Below are 19,580 nucleotides of genomic sequence, written 5' to 3'. Positions count from 1 at the left end.
CTCCTGTCATTTGCCCGCAACGATATTGAGCGATTCGATCAAAAGAACACTCTAATGTGTCTGCCGTGCTGCGTGACACTTCATCCTATAGAGGCATTAGCTACAAATAGGATGGAAGTGCCCCTTGACAGTGCTCAGTGAGCTGCGCATGCAGCCCGCCGCCCGCACCAGGCGGAAGGAGTGGGACGCGGCCATCCGGCCCCGGCTGCTCCTGACGCTGGCCGTAATGAGCACGCTGCTGATCGGCGCCAACCTCGCGACCCCGCTGTATCCGCTGCTGGGCCAGTCCCTCGGCCTGTCCTACTTCGGCGTAACGCTGGCGTTCACCTCCTACGTGCTGGTCCTGGTTGCAGGCCTGCTGCTGGTGGGCCACTGGTCCGACTACATCGGCCGCCGCGCCGCACTGGTGCTGGCCGGCGTCGTTTCCCTGGCCGGCGGATTGATTTTCGGCACCGCCACCGGAGTCGGCACCCTGATGCTCGGACGGGCCCTCCAAGGCGCCTCCGTTGCCCTGGCCACCGGAGCCAGCTCGGCTGCGCTGCGGGAACTGCTGCCGCATCGACCGGAATGGGCCACCCGCTTTACCCTGCTGGTTTCGGCGGGCGGCGTGGCGGCCGGGCCGGTCATCGGCGGGCTCCTGTCCCTGCTCCCCGCACCCACCATGACGCCCTTCCTGATCCACTCGGCGGTCCTGGCAGCGCTTCTGATTCCGCTCTGCATGCTGAAGGCCCGCCCGGCCATTTCCCTGGCCGAAGGCCGGCCGCTGGCCATGCTGCGCCCCCGCAAGCCCGCAGTCTCCCACCGCGCGCGTACCCAGTTCTGGATTGCCTCCACCACCGGGTTCCTCAGCTTCGCGGCCTTCGGGTTCTGCCTGTCCCTGGCACCCACCTATTTTTCCTCCATCGCGGGCACCACGTGGCGGCCCGCCATCGGACTGCTGGCCGCACTTGCTCTCGGAGCGTCTGCGGTCAGCCAGCTCACCGGCATCCGCGGGCGGTACACGGCACCCGTGGGCCTTGCGGCCATGGGTACCGGCATCGCGTTGATCCCGGTGGCCGGAGCCACCGGAAGCCTGGTGCTCCTGACGGTTGCCTGCCTGATGGCCGGGTTCGGGCAGGGCATGGCGTTCCGCGTGGTGTTCAACGAGGTGGCCGCAGCCGTAGAGGCTGCTGAACACGCGCGGATCATCAGCACGGTCTATGTCATCACCTACCTCGGCAGCGCCATCCCGGTGCTGGGGCTCGGAGTGGCAGGCGGGATCTGGGGGCTGGACGTCTCCGTGGCCTGGTTCTCGGGACTGATCACGGCCGCCTGCCTGACCCTGGCTGTCCTGAGCCTGCGGCGGAACCGGCGCCGGAACGCCGCCGGCTAGGTTCGTCCGGCGGCCGCGGGAAAGTAGGGTGGACGAATGCAAGCATTCCCTCCTCCGGCCACCAACGACGTCGGCCACGACGTCGGCCACGACACCATCGGCCTCGATATCGGCGGTACCAAGACCCACGGCATCCGGCTGCACGGCGGCACCGTCACCGCCGAGACCGTTGCCGGCAGCGCCAACGTGCAGAACGTCCCGGTGCAGACGGCACGGGAGTGCCTCGCGGAAGTTTTCGCTGCGCTGGGGACCGACGGCGTGGGCCGGGTCATTGCCGGGTCCGGGGGAGTGGACACTGCACAGGATGAAGCCGCCCTGCGCGCACTCATCGCCGAGCACGTCCCCGGCGCCGTCGTGGAAGTCATCCATGACACCCGGCTGATCCTTGCGGCAGGGCAAGCCTCGGAGGGCATTGCCGTCATTGCCGGCACCGGCTCCGTGGCCTGGGGCATCAACGGCTCCGGGCGGCAGGCCCGTTCGGGGGGCTGGGGCTATCTCCTCGGCGACGAGGGCAGCGGCTACTGGGTTGGCCGCGAAGCCGCCCGCCACGCACTCCGCCGCAGCAACCTGGAACTCGCACCGGATTCCCTCAGCCTTGCCCTGCTGAAGGCCTGCGGCGTCGAGGACCCCGACTCGCTGATCGGCCTGTTCCACGGCGCCACCGACCGCCGCTACTGGGCCGGGAAGGCGGGACTGGTTTTCCAGGCAGCGCTGGAAGGGAACCAGCCGGCCATCGACATCGTCAACCAATCCGCGGACCACCTGGCCGGGCTCATCCTCGATGTGGCCCGCCTGCTGCGCATCGGCGGTCCCGTAGTGATCGGCGGCGGGCTGGGCATGCACCAGCCGCTGCTGCAGGACCTGCTGCGCAGCCGCCTGTCCGCAGCGGGGCTGACGGACATCCGCTTCCTCGCTGTAGATCCCGTTTTCGGGGTGGCTTACCTGCTGGGCGCCGGCAATGTCCGCTGACTTCGATGTCCGCGTCGGGGCCTACGCGGTGATCGTCCGTGAGGGGCAGCTGCTCCTGGCGCACTGGAACCAGCACGGCAACCAGCGCTGGACCCTTCCCGGCGGCGGATTGGAACTGGGCGAGGACGCCCCGGCCGCGGCCGTACGGGAGGTCCGGGAGGAAACCGGCTACGAGGCGCAGCTCGACGGGCTGCTGGGAGTGGACAGCATTTTCATTCCTGCGGAAAAGCGCATGCGCGGCGAACCCCGCATGCTGCATGCCCTGCGGATCATTTACCGGGCCACGCTCACCGGCGGCTCCCTGCGCCACGAACAAAGCGGCAGCACGGACCAGGCCGCCTGGATACCGTTGACCGAGGTCCCGGCCCTGGACCGGACCGAACTGGTGGACGCGGGACTGCGCCTGCTGGACGCCCGACCTGTTTGACGCTGGACTACCCCCGCACGTGTGAAATACCGTGATGCTTCACGGCACGTCGCGAGCTGCCCCTGCACACCGGAATCCCCACGGAAGGCATGCACCATGACTGAGCCGCGAGAACCCGCTACCGGCCGACGAACCGAACCCGACACGCGATCCAGCGCTGCCGGACAGCCGATGATCCGGTTCCGTGCGGTGACCAAGACCTACGGTGATGCTGCGCCGGCGGTCCGGAACCTTGACCTGGACATTGAGCGCGGTTCCATTACGGTCTTCGTCGGCCCGTCCGGATGCGGGAAAACCACCTCCCTGCGCATGATCAACCGGATGGTGGAGCCGACGTCGGGCACCATCGAAGTCGACGGCCAGGACATCTCCACGGTCAAGGCCGCGCAGCTGCGGCGGTCCATGGGGTACGTCATGCAGTCCTCCGGCCTGCTGCCGCACCGGACGGTGCTGGACAACGTGGCCACGGTGCCGCGCCTCAACGGCACTCCACGGCGCGATGCCCGCCGCCGGGCCGCGGAACTGCTCGACGTCGTCGGGCTGGCGTCCAGCCTCGGCAGCCGGTACCCCGCCCAGCTTTCCGGCGGCCAGCAGCAGCGCGTGGGGGTTGCCCGTGCCCTGGCTGCGGATCCGCCGGTGCTGCTGATGGACGAACCCTTCAGCGCCGTGGACCCGGTGGTCCGGGCCGAGCTGCAGGATGAGCTGCTGCGGCTGCAGCAGGAACTGTCCAAGACCATCGTGTTTGTCACCCACGACATTGACGAAGCCACCATCCTGGGGGACAAGGTGGCCGTCTTCGCCACCGGCGGCCGGCTCGCCCAGTATGCCGCCCCCGAGGAGATCCTCCGGGCACCGGTCGATGACTTCGTGGCGGGTTTCGTGGGGAGGGACCGCGGCTTCCGGCACCTGTCCTTCCAGGACGGAAACGCCGTGCCCCTGCACCCGGTGCAGGTGATTGCCGCCGACCGGCTCGCGGACCGGAGCGCAACGGTCGACGGCGGCTGGGCGCTGTGCGTGGATGCCGACGGCGCGCCGCTGGGCTGGGTGCCGCCGGGACGCCGCGACGCGGTCACCACTACCGCGGACCTGGTGCCGGGCGGCTCCCTCTACCCGGCGGGCACCAGCCTGCGCCGGGCACTGGACGCCGCCCTGTCCTCCCCGTCCGGGCTGGGCGTGGCCGTGGATGCGGACGGGCGCGTAACCGGCGTCGTACAGGCCACGGAAATCCTGGCGCTGATCGAGGCCGCCCGCCTGCAGCGGACCGGGAGCTGACATGGAATGGTTCCTCGCCCACACCGACGACGTCTTTCGGCTCGGCGGGCTGCACCTCTACCAGTCGGTACTGCCCCTGGTCATCGGCGTCCTGATTGCCCTTCCCCTCGCACAGCTGGTGCGGGGCCGGCGGAAGATCCGGGGCTTCGTCCTGTCCGCAGGCTCGCTGCTGTACACCATTCCGTCGCTGGCCCTGTTCGTCACGCTCCCGGCCATCCTGGGCACCCGCATCCTGGATATCGCCAACATCATCGTGGCCCTGACCATCTATGCCGTGGCCCTGATGCTGCGGGTGGGCATCGACGCGTTTGACTCCGTTGACGACGGCGTCCGCCAGGCCGCGGTGGCCATGGGCTACCGGCCGCTGCGCCGGTTCCTCACGGTGGACCTGCCGCTGTCCGTTCCGGTACTCATCGCCGGGCTGCGGGTGGTTTCGGTCAGCAACATCTCCATGGTCAGCGTGGGCGCCCTGATCGGCGTCGAAAACCTCGGGTTCTTCTTCACCGACGGCCTGCGCCGCTTCTTCCTCACCGAGATCGTAGTGGGGATCATCGCCACCCTGGTCCTCGCCTTCCTGATGGACCTGGTCCTGGTCCTGGCGCTGCGGCTGCTCACGCCCTGGACCCGCGCCGGCGTAACCGGCAGGGCGGGGCGACGCCGCGCCAACCGCAGCCGCGGCACGGACGGCGGGGGCCCGGCAGCCACCGCCCGGCCGGTGCCGGCGGCGGCCGCACCCGACGTCGCACTGAAGGGGGCGTAGGCATGGTTGGCATTCCGCGCACCGACTACGCCAGCACCAACCCCCTCGGGCAGGGCCTCGAATGGCTGATGGATCCGGCCAACTGGAGCGGCCCGGCGGGCATCCCGGTGCGGACCCTGGAGCACCTGCAGTACACCGGGCTCGCACTGCTGATCGCCGCACTCATCGCGGTGCCGCTGGGTCTGTTCATCGGGCACACCGGCCGCGGGCAGGTGGCGGTTGTGGCCGTCTCCGGGCTGCTGCGCGCACTGCCCACCCTGGGCATGCTCACCCTGTTCGTCCTGCTGGCCGGGCTGGGCCTGATGCCGCCCATCTGGTCGCTGGTCCTCCTTGCCGTCCCGCCCCTGCTGGCCGGCACCTACGCCGGAGTTGCCTCGGTGGACCGCACCGTCGTCGACGCCGCCCGCAGCCTGGGCATGAGCGAATTGCAGGTGCTGTTCCGGGTGGAGGTCCCCAACGGGATGCGGGTGATCCTGGGCGGACTGCGCGGAGCCACCCTGCAGGTGGTGGCGACGGCGGCCGTGGTGGCGACGATCAACCTGGGCGGGCTGGGCCGCTACCTGATCGACGGCCTGGCACTGGGGGACTACGGGCGGGTCTTCGGCGGAGCGGTCATCATCGCCCTGCTGGCGCTCGCCGTGGACGCCGTGATTGCGTTGGGATCACGCTTTCTGATCCCGTCAGGACTCGGCCGCCTCGAAGCGGCCGGTAAACCGACCGGCAGCGGAGTACCCGCCGTCGGCGCACAAGGAGGAAAACAATGATGCAGCACCCGCGCCCCAATGCACGGCGGAAGGCGCTGGCCGTCCTGGCCGGCGGAATGGCCCTGGCCCTGGCCGGCTGCAGCGGAGGAGGGGATCCGCTGGAGAACGAAACCACGGCGGAAGCTTCCGGCAGCAGCACCGGGCAGACGCTGGTGGTGGGCTCAGCAGACTTCCCGGAGAGCAGCACCATCGCCGAGATCTATGCCGGCGCCCTCAACGCGGCCGGCATCGAGGCCGAGACCCGGCTCGGCATCGGATCCCGCGAGGTCTACATCCCGGCCCTGGAAGACGGCTCGATCGACCTGATTCCCGAGTACACCGGAGCCCTGCTGGTCCACGCCGACCCGGAAACGGACCTGGTGGACGCCGGCGAGATCGTGGATTCCCTCGAGGAGAAGCTGCCGGAGAACCTGGTGGTCCTGGAGCCTTCGGACGCCGAGGACAAGGACGCCATGGTGGTCACCGCGGCCACCGCCGAGAAGTACCAGCTGGAGTCCATCGAGGACCTGGCAAAGGTCTGCGGTGAACTGACCCTCGGGGCACCTGCCGAGTTCGCGGAGCGCACCCAGGGCCTCGCCGGGCTGAAGGAGAAGTACGGCTGCGAGTTCAAGGAATTCACCGCCATCGGCGACAGCGGCGGTCCCTTGACCGTTGATGCCCTGCTGAACGACGACGTCCAGGTGGCCGACATCTACACCACCACTCCCGCCATCGAGGAAAACGGACTGGTGGTCCTGGAGGACCCGAAGCAGAACTGGCCGGCCCAGCAGGTTATCCCGCTGATCGCCGACGACCGCGTGAGTGACGAGGCCCGGGACGTACTGAATGAGGTCTCCGCGCAGCTGACCACGGAGGACCTGATTGCCCTGAACCAGGCGGTCAGCGGTGACCAGAAACTCGACCCGGCAGACGCAGCACAGGACTGGCTGGAGGAAAAGGGCCTGGCCTGACCTGCGGGCCGCCCCTGCGTTACGCAGGCTGCGTTCCGGGCAGTGACACATACCCTGCCCGGAACGCCGCCTGTGGCATCCTAAAGAAATGGCAGAATTCAAGCAGTCGCATAAACTCCACAACGTCCTGTATGACATCCGTGGACCGTTGCTCGAGCACGCGCAGCGGATGGAAGCAGCAGGCCACCGGATCCTCAAGCTGAACATCGGCAATCCCGCGCCGTTCGGCTTCGAAGCGCCGGAAGCGATCCTGGTCGACATGATGCGGCACCTGCCCAAGGCCCAGGGCTACAGCGATTCCCGCGGCATTTTCTCCGCCCGCACCGCAGTGGTGCAGTACTACCAGGGCCGCGGGATCAACAACATCGACGTCGACGACGTGTACCTGGGCAACGGGGTCAGCGAACTCATCACGCTCTCGATGCAGGCGCTGCTGAACAACGGCGACGAGATCCTTGTCCCCGCCCCGGACTATCCGCTGTGGACCGCTTCGGTCTCGCTGGCCGGCGGCACGGCCGTGCACTACCTGTGCGACGAATCCGAGCACTGGTGGCCGGACGTGGAGGACCTTGCCTCCAAGATCACCGACCGGACCAAGGGGATTGTCCTGATCAACCCCAACAACCCCACCGGCGCCGTGTACCCGGAGCATGTGGTGAAGTCGATTGTGGACCTGGCCCGCAAGCACGGCCTGATCATCTTCTCGGACGAAATCTACGAAAAGATCCTGTACGACGACGCCGTGCACGTTAACTCGGCCACGGTCACCGGCGACGACGTCCTCTGCCTGACGTTCAGCGGCCTGTCGAAGGCCTATCGGATAGCCGGCTACCGCAGCGGCTGGATGGCCATCTCCGGCCCGAAGCAGGACGCAGCGGACTACATCGAAGGCATCAACCTCCTGGCGAACATGCGCCTGTGCGCGAACGTGCCGGCACAGCACGCCATCCAGACCGCGCTCGGCGGGTACCAGAGCATCAACGACCTGATCCTGCCCGGCGGACGGCTGCGCGCCCAGCGCGACAAGGCGCACCAGATGCTCAACGACATCCCCGGCGTCACGTGCGAGCTGGCGCAGGGCGCCCTGTATCTGTTCCCGCGCCTGGACCCGGAGGTCTATCCGATCAAGGACGACGAACAGTTCGCCCTGGATCTGCTGAAGCAGCAGAAGATCCTGGTGTCCGTGGGTACGGCGTTCAACTGGGTGCGGCCGGACCATTTCCGGATGGTGACCCTGCCCAACGTCGAGGACATCGAAGACGCCATGACGCGGCTGGGTGAGTTCCTGAGCAGCTACAAGCCGTAGGGGCGCTAAGCAGCGGGGCAGGGGACAGCCCGCCGCCCCTTAGACACCTCGCTCGTTCCTCGCTCGGCGATGCGGGGCTCACGGGCTGTCCCAACCCCGTTGGTGCCTTACTCGCCGGTGGCTGAGCTGCGGGCAGCGTCCAGGCGCTGGCGGGCGCCCTCGAGCCAGGATTCGCAGCGGTTGGCCAGGTGCTCGCCGCGTTCCCACAGGGCCAGGGATTCCTCCAGGCTGGCGCCGCCGGTTTCGAGCCGTCCTACTACGGTCAGGAGTTCGTCGCGGGCCTGCTCGTAGCTCATGGCCTCGATGTCTGCGGGTACTGCGGGAACTGCCGGTGTTTCACTCATGTCTTGTCCTTTTCGGTCTTTGGTAAATGATCGGGGGAGCGGTGCAGGCTAGCGGGTGCCTTCGGTGGCGGTCAGCTCACCGACGGCAACGCGGATCCGCAGCTGTGCGGCGGCCGGCACCGTGCCGGCGTCGCGCACCACGGAGCCGTCCTGCAACTGGACCACCGCGTAACCGCGGTCCAGGGTGTTCTGCGGGGAAAGCGCGCGGACCTGGGCGCGCAGGTGCCCGATCCGGTCCGCGTCCCGGCGGACCTCCGCGGTGATAGCGGACATGGCCCGGGAGCGCAGCCGGGAGATCTCTTCCTGGCGCCGCTCCACCATGGACTGCGGCGCCGCCAGGGCGGGACGGGACCGGATGTGGTTCAGCCGGTCCGTTTCCCTGCCCACCAGGGTGTTGAGGACCCGGCGGAGCTGCTGACGGGACTGCCGGATCCGGGCCAGCTCCTCGCCGACATCCGGTACCACCCGCTTCGCGGCATCGGTGGGCGTGGAGGCGCGCAGGTCGGCGACGTCGTCGAGCAGGGGACGGTCTGCTTCGTGCCCGATGGCGCTGACCACCGGAGTCTGCGCTGCCGATACCGCGCGGACCAGGTCCTCATGGCTGAAGGCCAGCAGGTCCTCCAGCGAGCCGCCGCCGCGGGCAATGATGATGACATCCACTTCGGGCATGGCGTCGAGCTCGGCCAGCGCGCGGCTCACTTCGGCGACGGCGTTCACGCCCTGGACCGCCACCTCCCTGACCTCGAACTCGACGGCTGGCCAGCGCAGTGCGGCGTTGCGCATCACGTCCTTCATGGCATCGGAGTTCCGTCCGGTGATCAGGCCGATCCGGCCCGGCAGCAGCGGCAACGGCAGCTTGCGGTCCTCCCGGAAGAGGCCTTCCGCGGCCAGGGCATGGCGCAGCCGTTCAATCCGTGCCAGGAGGTCGCCCAGCCCCACCGGCCGGATGTCGCGGGTCTGCATGGACAGCCGTCCGGTCTTGACCCAGAAGTCCGGCTTCACCAGGGCCACCACCCGCGCACCGCGCTCCAGCGGCAGCTCCAGCCGGTTCATGACCGTGCTCCACGCGGTCAGGGAGAGCGACACCTCGGCGTCGACGTCGCGCAGGGTGATGTAGGAGGCGTTGGCCCGGCGGTTCAGCTCGATCACCTGGCCCTCCACCCAGGTGGCGGGGGCACGGTCGATGTAGCTCTTGAGGTTCTTCGAGAGCAGTGCCAGGGGCCAGGGGTTGTCCGGGGTCGTCTGCGCGGCAGTGGCGGGCAGCGTGGACTGCTCCGGGGTATTCTCGGGACTCAACGGTCCGCTGTCGTCTTGCATGAGGATGCTCCCGCGGTGGATTGGAACTGGCTCTCGGGCCGGCGGAGGAACCGGCCCAGGCTTAATGTCTATCAGGTGCTTCCCCCGGTCCGGTTCCGCCGGCCGTCCTCAACGCCCGCGGATCCCAACGGACAAGGAATTTCTTTATGCGCACATTCGTCTCAGCCGTCTTCGGCCTGCTCGCCGTCCTGCTGACTGCGGCGGCCTTCTGCGGGGCGTGGCTGAACACGAACGTGGTTTCGGAAAACGGCTTTGCCTCCCTCGGCGAACCGCTGGCCCGGGACGAGACCTTCCAGCGCGAACTCGCCACGGCTCTATCCGCAGAGGCCGTCGGCGCGGTGGACGTGCCTGCTCCGCTGGCCTCCGTGGTGGAGCCGCTGATCACCTCGGCCGTGGAACAGGTCCAGGAACTGCCCGAATATCCGGAGGTGTGGAGCGAAACGCTGCGCCGCTCGCATGCGCTCACCTTCGGGGACGCCGCGGAGGGGTCAGGAGCGGCGCTGACGCTCGACGTCGCACCCCTGGTCTCGCTTGTCACGGGCAGCGTGGGGAACGAACTGTCCGTGGACGTGCCGGCTGCGGAGCAGGTCCCCGTGGAAATCGGCGGAGCCGGGCACGCGGAGCTGATGCGCAACGTCGGGCGGGCGGGCGAGGCCTGGCCGGTGCTGGCGCTCGCTGCCGCCGTCGCCGGTCTCCTGGCACTGCTCGCCGCACGACGCCGGTCCACCACCTTTGCGCTGATCGGCCTGGGTGTGGCGCTGGCCGGGGGAGTGCTGTGGCTGGGTGCGGGGATGCTGCCGGGCCAGGTCTCCGCACAGCAGTTCAGCAGTCCCGTGGCGTCCGCGTTCGCCGAGGCCTTTGCCGGAGAGGCCGCGGCAAGCATGCGCACCTGGACCATCGGCCTGATGCTGGCCGGAGCCGCGGCGTTCGTGGCCGGGATGCTGGCACGGGTCCTGAGGGGCTCCCGGCGGTAGCTCCGCTGTGAGCGTACCCACGGTCTGCGGGGACGGGAACCCATGGCCCACCCGATAGCATGGGTGCATGACCAGCACAGTTATCTCCGTGCCTATGCCCACCGTGCCCCGGCGGCGCCGCACCCCCGAGGAAGTGGCAGCTGCGGCTCCCGTTTTCGGTCCGCGGCGTGTGCTGTTGGCTGCACCGCGGGGCTACTGCGCGGGAGTGGACCGGGCTGTCATTGCCGTCGAAAAGGCGCTGGAAGCCTACGGACCGCCCGTGTACGTCCGCAAGCAGATTGTCCATAACCTCCACGTGGTCACCACTTTGGAGGAAAAGGGTGCGATCTTCGTGGATGAAACCGACGAGGTTCCCGAGGGTGCACGGCTGATCTTCTCCGCGCACGGCGTCTCACCCGCCGTCGTCCAGTCCGCCAAGGACCGGAACCTGCAGACCATCGACGCCACCTGCCCGCTGGTCACCAAGGTGCACCGCGAAGCCGTCCGGTTTGCCCGCGACGACTTCGACATCCTGCTGATCGGTCACGAAGGCCACGAAGAGGTCGAAGGCACCTACGGCGAAGCGCCGGAACACATGCAGATCGTCAACGGCCCCGAAGACGTGGACAAGGTCACCGTCCGGAACCCGGACAAGGTCATCTGGCTCTCCCAGACCACGCTGAGCGTGGATGAAGCCATGCACACCGTCAACCTGCTGCGCGAACGCTTCCCCTCCCTGCAGGACCCGCCCAGCGACGACATTTGCTACGCAACCTCCAACCGCCAGGCAGCCATCAAGAAGATCGCTCCGGAAGCGGATCTGGTGCTGGTGGTGGGTTCGGCGAACTCCTCCAACTCCGTCCGGCTGGTGGAGGTGGCGCTGGAGTACGGCGCCAAGGCCTCCTACCGCGTGGACTTTGCCAACGAGGTGGACGAAAGCTGGTTCGAGGGCGTGGCCACGGTCGGTGTCACGTCCGGTGCCTCCGTTCCCGAAAACCTGGTCCAGGACGTGCTGCACCTGCTGTCCCAGTACGGTTACGGCGACGTCGAAGAGGTAGTGACGGCCGAAGAGGACATCATCTTCTCCCTGCCGAAGGAAATCCGCGCCACGCTGAAGGCCATGGGGGACTCCTCGCACGGCTTGGGCGGCCGCCGTCGTGCGGACGAGTCCTAGCGCCCGGTATCATTTACTAACGTGGCTCTTACTATTGGCATCGTCGGCCTGCCCAACGTCGGCAAATCAACCCTGTTCAATGCGCTGACCCGCAACAACGTGCTGGCGGCGAACTATCCGTTCGCCACCATCGAACCGAACGTCGGCGTCGTGTCCCTTCCCGATCCGCGGCTGGCCAAGCTGGCCGAAATCCACGGTTCGGCGCGCATCCTCCCTGCAACGGTGTCCTTCGTGGACATTGCCGGGATCGTCAAGGGCGCTTCCGAGGGTGAAGGCCTGGGCAACCAGTTCCTCGCCAACATCCGTGAAGCCGAAGCCATTGCCCAGGTTATCCGCGTGTTCGATGACCCCGACGTCATCCACGTGGACGGCAAGGTGGATCCGCGGTCGGACATGGAAACCATCAACACCGAGCTGATCCTGGCTGACCTGCAGACGCTGGAAAAGGCGATCCCGCGGGTGGAGAAGGAAGTCAAGATCAAGAAGCGCGACGCCGCGCAGCTGGCCGCCATGGAGGCCGCCCGCACCGTCCTGGAACGCGGCGACACGATCTTCTCTTCCGTGGCCAGCGACAAGCTGGACATGGAGCACCTGCGCGAGCTGAGCCTGCTCACCGCCAAGCCGTTCATCTACGTGTTCAACGTGGACGACGCCGTGCTGGGCAACCCGGAGCGCCAGGCCGAGCTGCGCGAGCTGGTGGCACCGGCGGACGCGATCTTCCTCGACGCCAAGCTCGAAGCCGACCTGGTGGAGCTGGACGAAGAAGAAGCCCGGGAAATGCTGGAAATGAACGGTCAGGAAGAATCCGGCCTGGACCAGCTGGCACGCGTCGGCTTCCACACCCTCGGCCTGCAGACCTACCTGACTGCCGGCCCCAAGGAAACCCGCGCCTGGACCATCCGCAAGGGCGACACTGCCCCGCAGGCTGCCGGCGTCATCCACTCCGACTTCCAGCGCGGCTTCATCAAGGCCGAAGTTGTCTCCTTCGACGATCTGGTCGACGCCGGCTCCATGGCCGAGGCCAAATCCCGCGGCAAGGTCCGCATCGAAGGCAAGGACTACGTTATGGCCGACGGCGATGTGGTGGAGTTTAGGTTTAATGTATAGATTCTTCGTCTGATTCAATAGAAATGCCGCCCTCACCGGAAACATTGAGGGCGGCATTTCTTGTTTACGGATCGAGGGTTGTATCGTCACCAGCCTTCGCGGATCTCGTGCGGTACCGCCCGCGAACCTTTGAAGAGGAATAGCCAACACGGGTCACGACTTAGTTCGCCTCCGGAGGCCCCGATCCCAGCGGACATTTCCGATCGGGGCCTGTAGCTTTGAGCGAACCATTTACTGAAGGCAGGTCGAATGCGATGCTTGGCACCAACGGCTGTTCTCCGTCCGGCCGACAAATCAAGGAGTCACTATGTGGGGAATGGGGCTTAGACGGCGGGCTGTTTGGCCAAAGGAAATGACCATCCGGATTGATGACCACGCGCAGAACCTGAAGATGCTTCTCTTTATCCGACAGGCATGGATGATCGCCCAGGACATCGAAATTCCGGAACTCAGCCCTGTGCCTGCGACGGGTGCATCGAAGATCCCGGCGTCAGCAAGCCGTGAGGTATGGGATGAACGCTGGAAGCAGCAATGGGACCGCAGCTGGGACTGGTTCAACGTAAGCACAGTTCAAAACGAACCGATCTCACAGGAAGAGATGCAAAAACTCTCGAGCCCTGGACAGGAACTCCACCCGATTGTGCCACCGTTCTGGCCCGTCGAATACGGCGAGGATGGGGTAGATCTGGTGGCCTTCAATACGTGGGATAAACAGACAACGCCGAACTTTCCTTCCCGGTCCGAACAAGATAGCCTTCCGGCGCTGGTTAAGGCATGGCAGGACGGGCTCACGACGATCATCGTACTGCCCTATTTGGGGTACTTTGCGCAGCGTCTCAACGGCAGTCATCTTGTCATCTCAGCTGAAACCAGGAACGACCCGAAACTCTACACTGAGGCACTCCAAACCAGTCGCTGATACCAAGAAGCGCCCAGGTGGCAAAGGACGGCGGCGCCGCTGGCAGGGTCCGGTGCCGCGCGCCGGCGGCAGGACCTCCGGCGCGGGAGCGGGGTTCCGTCAGCGGCCCATGCTGCCGCCGCCGGAGACATTCCTCAGATCAACCGGGACGTAACGCTCGGCTTCCCCTACCTCGAAGGTAATCTGACTGCGAATGTAAGAGGTTGATTGGCTACGGAACGTGGTGGAATTTAGGTTTAACGTATAGATTTCTCTTCTGAATCAATAGAAATGCCGTCCCCACCAGAAAACACTGGGGGCGGCATTTATTCTTAATAACCGGTATCCGTGCCGCCACTCAGCTCGGTTGCGACAAACCCCTGAGCATGGCGCCGAGGTTGGAGTGGAAGGCTCTCAGGCCATCGAGATTCATGTATAGGTTCGCGCTCTCCTGCGGGTCATCGCCCCCATCGTGGAACTGGAAGCGCAGGAGAGGCTGCGCGTCGTCTTCGTCCTGGGATGCGCTGAGGGCTACCCACGAGATTTCTGGTGGAAGTCCGCCTCCGCCTAGAGCCTCGAGTCGTTCCGCCATCGCGGGTGGAGTTGCCTCTTGCCTGCCGTCATCGTAGATAACGAAACGCGTGCAGCAGGAGTTATCCTCGGAATCGGTTTGGTGGTCGTCACACCAAGGCTTGCAATTCGGTGATGCGGTCATATCTTCCCCCAATAATTCGTTCTTTTGATCGAGGCTACGGGCAGTAGAGTCTCTGCCCTGCCAGGTTGCTGATTTGCTATCACTGACGTCCGTGAATGACGGTGATGCTGCGAGTGGGATCGTCAGTTTTTCATTCCTTCGCAGCCCTAGTCAGCATCCTGAGCTCGTTGTCCAGTGACTTCCGCAGTCGACGTTATCCGGTTAAGGAACGTGGTGGAGTTTAGGTTTGTGCTCTAACTTCTGAAGGCGCGGTGTGGGCGACCCCTACCTTGCGGTCAACCGTACCAGTGGTGACCAGATCTCGGGTTTTTGTTATCGACTTCAAGCAATCTTGTCTTCCTGTACGGAAAGGAGAACCAATGGACCTCGAAGATGCTCCCCACGGTGAATGCATTAGCTGTGGAGCCACTACTTTTTCTTGGTGCCAGAAAGTGGACAACTGGCACTGTACAAGTTGTGACATTAAGTGCTCGTAGGTGCCATCTGTGCAAAGCTAAGAGCCCAGAGAGCGTGATCGCTCTGGGATTCACTAAGAGGGGGGAATTCGAATGACGGACTCTAACTTGAACGCGGCCGTCCAGCGACTCGTCGAAGCCAAAAAGCAGGCCATGGTCCGCAAGTTGGAGATCGAGGTAGCTCGGGAGCACGCTGAAATTGAGTGGCGGGCGGAGTACGAGCCGGTCGTTCGGAAAGTCGCGCTCGGCGTCGCGTACGATGTCGTGCACGTTACGGTCGCCGAGGTTTCGAAGTGGCTGCTCACGGAAGATGAAGTGGGGGAGAGGCTGGCTGATGCGCTCCGTGAGCATCACTCAGTCGCCGATCCGCTCGTATCGGAAATCGTCGCAACTGTGCGATCGGTTCTGTCCGCGCTAGTGGCGGATATTGAAATCGTTGATGAATCCGGCGATGATTCGGACGCGCGCCCGCTAGTCCCCTAGGTGACGATCGTTTCTGGAACGTATTCCTTTTGCGTAGATGGCACCCACGGCCCATGAGTCTTCCTTCATGCTGATCCATCTGAATACGAGGAAGAAACCACCTACGCCGGCCTGACTGTGGCATTGGGGGGCGTCAGCACCGTAGCCTTGGCGAAAGTCCCGGAGTATACGGAGACGGCATTTCATGCCCTTCCCGAGGTGGCCAGCAGAAAGTCTCCGGTCGAGCACGTGATCAATGGGTACCAGCGATTGCCGCGTGACGGTCCCGGCGGCACCGAGGCTAAGATCGTTGAAATCTCGTCTTACTTGCGAGGGGGCCGCGACTAACAGGCGCATGGCATACTGGCTGTGTCTAGAAGTGCGGTTTGCTTGTCGTCAGCGGTTGGTCTCACAAACCAGAGGACCGCTTCGGCGGGCCGAATGGGGGTAGGTCTTTTGGGTTTATTTGATTTCCTTTCGAAGAAGGAAAAGAGCTGGGACGAGATCAATGTCTACGTGGGTGAAACGCCCCCATGTCCTAATTGTGGAACTCCCTTGGTGAAGAGATTTGTCTACTCCGAGATGTACTGCCTCGACTGCCGCTACGGCCTAGACGATGACGATGACGACAGCGAGACGCTAAATGTTTACGAAGCTGCTCAGATCTGGGCCTCAAACGGTAAGGATGAGGACTACATGTTCGGGTACTCCTGGACGGAACTCGAAGCGGCCCTCTAATGTCGCAGGTGGCTGAGGGTTCAGACGGTACAGCAATCAGGCGGGCCTTGGCACGGGAAAACAGCCGTAGTCCACAAGGCTCGCGATGAAGGTCTCACTCGGTGTTGGTGAACGCGGAATAGATAAGTTCGCGAACGGCTCGGTACAGGTTGCAGGATGTGACTTTTTCTACGGCCTTGAGCGTCTGCAGCCGCGGCATGCGGGGTTGTCCTGTGCTGCAGGCCCTGCAGCCACCATTAATGTTGCCGATGCCGCAGTAGAGATGCTTGCCGGGAGCTGGTCGGAAAACCTTGAGACGACGGGCCCGTTCAGCTCAGATGCCCATGTCGTCGTGGACACCGACGGTGGCGAACATGACCTTGCCGTCGGTGCCGCGCCAGAAGTGCAGCCGGCGGGCCGATGCGGTGGCGACCTGCAGGGCAACCCGCCAGGCGGTGCCGTACTCTGCGTCCTCGATGAAGCCGGTTCCAGCCTTGGGCCCACCGCGGAGCCGGTGCATGTCGCGGCCGGCGGATGTGTCGGCGATGCCGGTGAGAACCTCCACAACGACAGCGACAATCTTGGACCGGTCGACGCCCTGAATCCGGTCGACAGTCTGGAGGAATTTTTCCGTGAAGCCGTATTCCGCAAGAGGTGTTTCGGCCTTGGACGCGGCCGGGATCCGAGTCGCCCACTCTAGGTAGACATCGTGGCGGAACTGTTCGGCGGGGTCGGCGAACAGCGGTCCGGTGTCTGCGCCAGCAGAGATTTCCCGGGAGAGCTGACGGGCACGGGCAGCACGGGTCTGCTCCGTACGGACACTTTCCCGCAGGCGTTCGTTCTCATGGGCCAAGGCGGTGTTCTCAGCGGCTAGGGTGTCCGCATCACCGAGTGCCCGGGTGAGGTCCCCGACGAGTTCGATCCGCTCCCGTGTCAACAGGGCAACTTGCCGCTGGGCCTGGTCCAGGGCGGCGCCGCCGGGCCCGGGCGAGGGCACGGGGCCTGCCGACTTTTGATTTGAGGCCGTATGACGCAACGCGGTGGCCTCGGCTTCAAGGCGGCGGTTGGTTTCGTCGAGATCGTGAAGTGTCGTCCGGATCAATTCCAGGGCGGAGGTGACGTCGGTGTGCGCAGCAGCAGGGGGCGCCGACGAAGGCGGCGTCTCACCATCGTCGGCCGCGGCTGGCGCGTTGTCTTGAGTTGGGGCGTGTTCTTCCCCTTCTGGACCCGGTTTCGGTTCCGCGGGCTCATCGGACTCAGCGATCTCCACGGGCTGCGCGGCCCGAGGGCTCCAGACGATCCAGGGTTCGTCGCCGACGTAGAACGGCAGGGCCGGTGTGATTGACTCCGGTTCTGGGTCCTCCGCGGTGGAGAACTTCCAGCCCTTGCCATCGGCACGGCCGGAAAGCTCGACGCGGACGGCAATGACACTGCCCGGCTCTCGTGGGGAGGTGTGGCGGACGACCAGGCCGGGGAACAGGGCGATGCGCTTCTCGTTCAGGACCAAGGCCGGGTGGATGGTGCCGGCGGGGGCGTGGGCGACGGCTTCGGCGACGGTATGGATGCCGGAGGTGATGGTGAGCAGCCCGTTCTGGACGGTGCCGGTCAGCTTCTGGCCAGGCGTGAACAGGCGCTCCGGCTCGATTCCGGGCGCCAGGGTGGCGGTGTCGATGCGGGCCATGCCGTGAGCCAGTTTCACCAGCACCCCGTCCGGGGGCAGCAGCATGGAGACCTCGCACCCAACAACTTGGGGCACCGTCGAGCGGGCCGGTGTGCTTGAAGTGGTGACCGGAGGCGCGTACGGGTCCATCTTGTCGACGTCTTGGGCGAGGAGGTCGACAGCGTCGCGGGCTTCAGCGTCCGCGTAAGCCAGGCGGAGGACGGAAATCCTCTGGTTGCTGTGCCATGCATTCCCGGTCGGGTAGGAGCGGGCGGCGCCGCCGTAGACGGATGTCTCCTCAGGCATGGCCTCATCGAAGGGGTAAGCCACCGCAGGTGTGGCCAGGAGGTAGACCGTGGCCTTGTTTCCGAGACGCCCGGCGACGGCGGCCGGATCAATCCGTGGCCCGTCCTTGGTGGAGGAGATCACCACGACCGGGTGGTCCCGCTCCGGGTGGCAAAGGAATGCCGCCAGGTCGATGGCGTCACGGGGCGTATCGACCGTCGAGTAGGTGACGGCTGTCTCAGGTGCGGTGGTCAACGGGGCCTCCAACGGTGGGTATTCAGCCACCATGTGCGGACGACGGAGGCCACCTCCCCAAGGCGGGCATAGTACTGGGTGCAACGACAGCATAGCCGGAATGCGTAATCGAGCGTCGACCCGATCAATTGTGGGGTGGTGACGCACTTCGACCACCTAAGCCACTTGGGTTAGGCAACCGATACATGCTGCACACGTTCAAACAATCGGACTCACTGTAAGGAAATGCCGACGCGAAATTAATTGAAGTCGCTCTAGTGGGTGGCTCGTGCTAAGCCCTGTTCGAGTTCCAATACAATACCTGAACGAATGGCCCTAGATAAGGCTTGCGGATGCGCCGCTTGATGGTTCCGGGTCGTCGTGCCTCACCGCTATATAGCACGCCGGTATGGTTAAATGTGTCTTTGTTGACTTGCTGCTGAATTATGGTCAAGGGGAGTTGTAATGGCTTGTGCTGCGTGCGGATTTGAAGGCCACAACAGTCGCACCTGTGAGGGTCCCAACTGGCCCTGTCCGAACTGTGGCAAGCCGACCGCCAACATGACCGACTATTCCGAACGCCACGACAGTTCTTATTGTTCCCCATTCACTAGCCCGGTATGTTGGGACTGGCCAAAACCAGGCTCCGAAGGAGGACCGTCTTGACGCTCACCTGCACGTCATGTGACGAAAAAGTCGAAGACGAGACTGACTGGGACACGGAGTCCTAAATGTGCAACTCTTGCTTTGAGGTCACTGATGCATTGTTTTCTGCATGCAGGATCAATGCTTAGGGCGGATTCGTGCTCACGCCCAGTCGTGTGTGCAACCGGAATTACCGACATAAGGATAGAGTGACCGAGTGCCTGACCTCGATCAAGAAGACCCGTTCGACGGGGATCGGCCGCTCGAGCCATCATCACTTGGGCAGCCGAAGGACAAACCAGCAAAGTCTGAGTCCATTGGTGTGCGCAAGCATGAGGCGAAGACGGGCGAACAAGATATGAGCCAGATTCCGAGCCGGTGGGAGCGGATCAAGGAGCATAGAGCTTTCAAACCAGGCCTTGCTGTTGTCGGTCTTATGGCTGCTGTTGGGGTCACGCTCTTGATATCGAGGCCGGACGAAGGGACCGAGCAGCTTAGCTCCGCGGGCGCGGAGCGAGTCCCCGCGTCTACGTTGCCGGCTTCCGAGGGCATCGGCGAGGAGCCGAGCAGAAAGTCTCCCAACGAACATATGGTCAACGGGCACCAGCGTCTGCAGAAGTTCGGTCCTGACGGTACACAGACAAAGGTCGTTCAGGTCTCGCCCTACTCCCGTGGAGGCAGCGCCCAACAGTCGCGTAGCACGCTGGGCGAGTCAGAATTGCGATTGTAATTGTTGTAAGCGATTGGTTTCGTATCAGAGGATCGCTTCGGCGGGATGCATCAGGACGGTGAAT

18 protein-coding genes are annotated in these 19,580 nt (G+C 64.9%); 15 read left to right on the top strand and 3 right to left on the bottom strand.

Annotation, left to right across the window (positions count from 1 at the left end):
- Positions 1-130: 130 nt before the first annotated feature.
- The 8 genes from N2L00_RS11995 (at position 131) to N2L00_RS11960 (ending at position 7,820) form a co-directional block, all read left to right on the top strand.
- The gene (locus tag N2L00_RS11995; RefSeq protein WP_370646974.1) at positions 131-1,372 is read left to right on the top strand and encodes an MFS transporter; all 1,242 of its coding nucleotides are present in this window, start codon (positions 131-133) and stop codon (positions 1,370-1,372) included.
- 36 nt (positions 1,373-1,408) lie between these two features.
- Complete coding sequence (locus N2L00_RS11990) at positions 1,409-2,341, top strand: N-acetylglucosamine kinase (protein WP_255862663.1); 933 nt, start codon at positions 1,409-1,411, stop codon at positions 2,339-2,341.
- Positions 2,331-2,768: an NUDIX hydrolase gene (locus tag N2L00_RS11985; protein WP_255862664.1), complete on the top strand. Its 438-nt coding sequence runs from the start codon at positions 2,331-2,333 to the stop codon at positions 2,766-2,768. The genes N2L00_RS11990 and N2L00_RS11985 overlap by 11 nt, the downstream gene beginning before the upstream one ends.
- A 171-nt stretch (positions 2,769-2,939) precedes the next feature.
- A complete protein-coding gene (locus N2L00_RS11980) occupies positions 2,940-4,040 on the top strand; it encodes an ABC transporter ATP-binding protein (protein ID WP_255862819.1) in 1,101 nt (366 codons plus the stop codon).
- 1 nt (position 4,041) lies between these two features.
- Positions 4,042-4,800 carry an ABC transporter permease gene (locus N2L00_RS11975; RefSeq protein ID WP_255862665.1) on the top strand — a complete coding sequence of 253 codons (759 nt, stop codon included), beginning with the start codon at positions 4,042-4,044 and terminating at the stop codon, positions 4,798-4,800.
- A gap of 2 nt (positions 4,801-4,802) precedes the next feature.
- Complete coding sequence (locus N2L00_RS11970; protein WP_255862666.1) at positions 4,803-5,564, top strand: ABC transporter permease; 762 nt, start codon at positions 4,803-4,805, stop codon at positions 5,562-5,564.
- Positions 5,564-6,514, top strand: coding sequence for an ABC transporter substrate-binding protein (locus N2L00_RS11965; protein WP_255862820.1), 951 nt, complete (start codon positions 5,564-5,566; stop codon positions 6,512-6,514). Before N2L00_RS11970 ends, N2L00_RS11965 begins: the two co-directional genes overlap by 1 nt.
- An 88-nt stretch (positions 6,515-6,602) precedes the next feature.
- Positions 6,603-7,820, top strand: a complete 1,218-nt coding sequence (locus N2L00_RS11960; RefSeq protein WP_227918526.1) for a pyridoxal phosphate-dependent aminotransferase — start codon at positions 6,603-6,605, stop codon at positions 7,818-7,820.
- 107 nt (positions 7,821-7,927) lie between these two features.
- Here the strand turns inward: N2L00_RS11960 and N2L00_RS11955 are convergent, their stop codons facing one another.
- A complete protein-coding gene (locus N2L00_RS11955) occupies positions 7,928-8,164 on the bottom strand; it encodes an exodeoxyribonuclease VII small subunit (RefSeq protein WP_229949868.1) in 237 nt (78 codons plus the stop codon).
- 48 nt (positions 8,165-8,212) lie between these two features.
- Positions 8,213-9,481, bottom strand: a complete 1,269-nt coding sequence (xseA, locus tag N2L00_RS11950) for an exodeoxyribonuclease VII large subunit (RefSeq protein WP_255862667.1) — start codon at positions 9,479-9,481, stop codon at positions 8,213-8,215.
- A 146-nt stretch (positions 9,482-9,627) separates the two neighbouring features.
- Between xseA and N2L00_RS11945 the strand changes: the two genes are divergently transcribed.
- The 6 genes from N2L00_RS11945 to N2L00_RS11920 all read left to right on the top strand — a co-directional run bounded on the left by N2L00_RS11945 (position 9,628) and on the right by N2L00_RS11920 (position 15,983).
- A complete protein-coding gene (locus N2L00_RS11945; protein WP_255862668.1) occupies positions 9,628-10,455 on the top strand; it encodes a hypothetical protein in 828 nt (275 codons plus the stop codon).
- A gap of 67 nt (positions 10,456-10,522) precedes the next feature.
- Positions 10,523-11,608, top strand: coding sequence for a 4-hydroxy-3-methylbut-2-enyl diphosphate reductase (locus tag N2L00_RS11940; RefSeq protein ID WP_255862669.1), 1,086 nt, complete (start codon positions 10,523-10,525; stop codon positions 11,606-11,608).
- A 21-nt stretch (positions 11,609-11,629) separates the two neighbouring features.
- On the top strand, positions 11,630-12,715 hold the full coding sequence (ychF, locus tag N2L00_RS11935; protein ID WP_255764820.1) for a redox-regulated ATPase YchF: 1,086 nt from the start codon (positions 11,630-11,632) through the stop codon (positions 12,713-12,715).
- A 352-nt stretch (positions 12,716-13,067) separates the two neighbouring features.
- Positions 13,068-13,634, top strand: coding sequence for a hypothetical protein (locus N2L00_RS11930; protein WP_146361237.1), 567 nt, complete (start codon positions 13,068-13,070; stop codon positions 13,632-13,634).
- Between the two features lie 1,242 nt (positions 13,635-14,876).
- A complete protein-coding gene (locus N2L00_RS11925) occupies positions 14,877-15,266 on the top strand; it encodes a hypothetical protein (protein WP_255764819.1) in 390 nt (129 codons plus the stop codon).
- 420 nt (positions 15,267-15,686) lie between these two features.
- Complete coding sequence (locus tag N2L00_RS11920; RefSeq protein ID WP_255862670.1) at positions 15,687-15,983, top strand: hypothetical protein; 297 nt, start codon at positions 15,687-15,689, stop codon at positions 15,981-15,983.
- A gap of 313 nt (positions 15,984-16,296) precedes the next feature.
- Here the strand turns inward: N2L00_RS11920 and N2L00_RS11915 are convergent, their stop codons facing one another.
- Complete coding sequence (locus tag N2L00_RS11915) at positions 16,297-18,162, bottom strand: hypothetical protein (RefSeq protein WP_255764817.1); 1,866 nt, start codon at positions 18,160-18,162, stop codon at positions 16,297-16,299.
- Between the two features lie 841 nt (positions 18,163-19,003).
- Here N2L00_RS11915 and N2L00_RS11910 point away from each other — a divergent pair.
- The gene (locus tag N2L00_RS11910) at positions 19,004-19,516 is read left to right on the top strand and encodes a hypothetical protein (protein WP_255764816.1); all 513 of its coding nucleotides are present in this window, start codon (positions 19,004-19,006) and stop codon (positions 19,514-19,516) included.
- The last annotated feature ends 64 nt before the right edge of the window (positions 19,517-19,580 follow it).

Source organism: Arthrobacter sp. zg-Y1171 (genome assembly GCF_025244845.1).
GTDB lineage: Bacteria > Actinomycetota > Actinomycetes > Actinomycetales > Micrococcaceae > Arthrobacter_B.
This window is presented reverse-complemented; position numbering and strand designations above follow the sequence as displayed.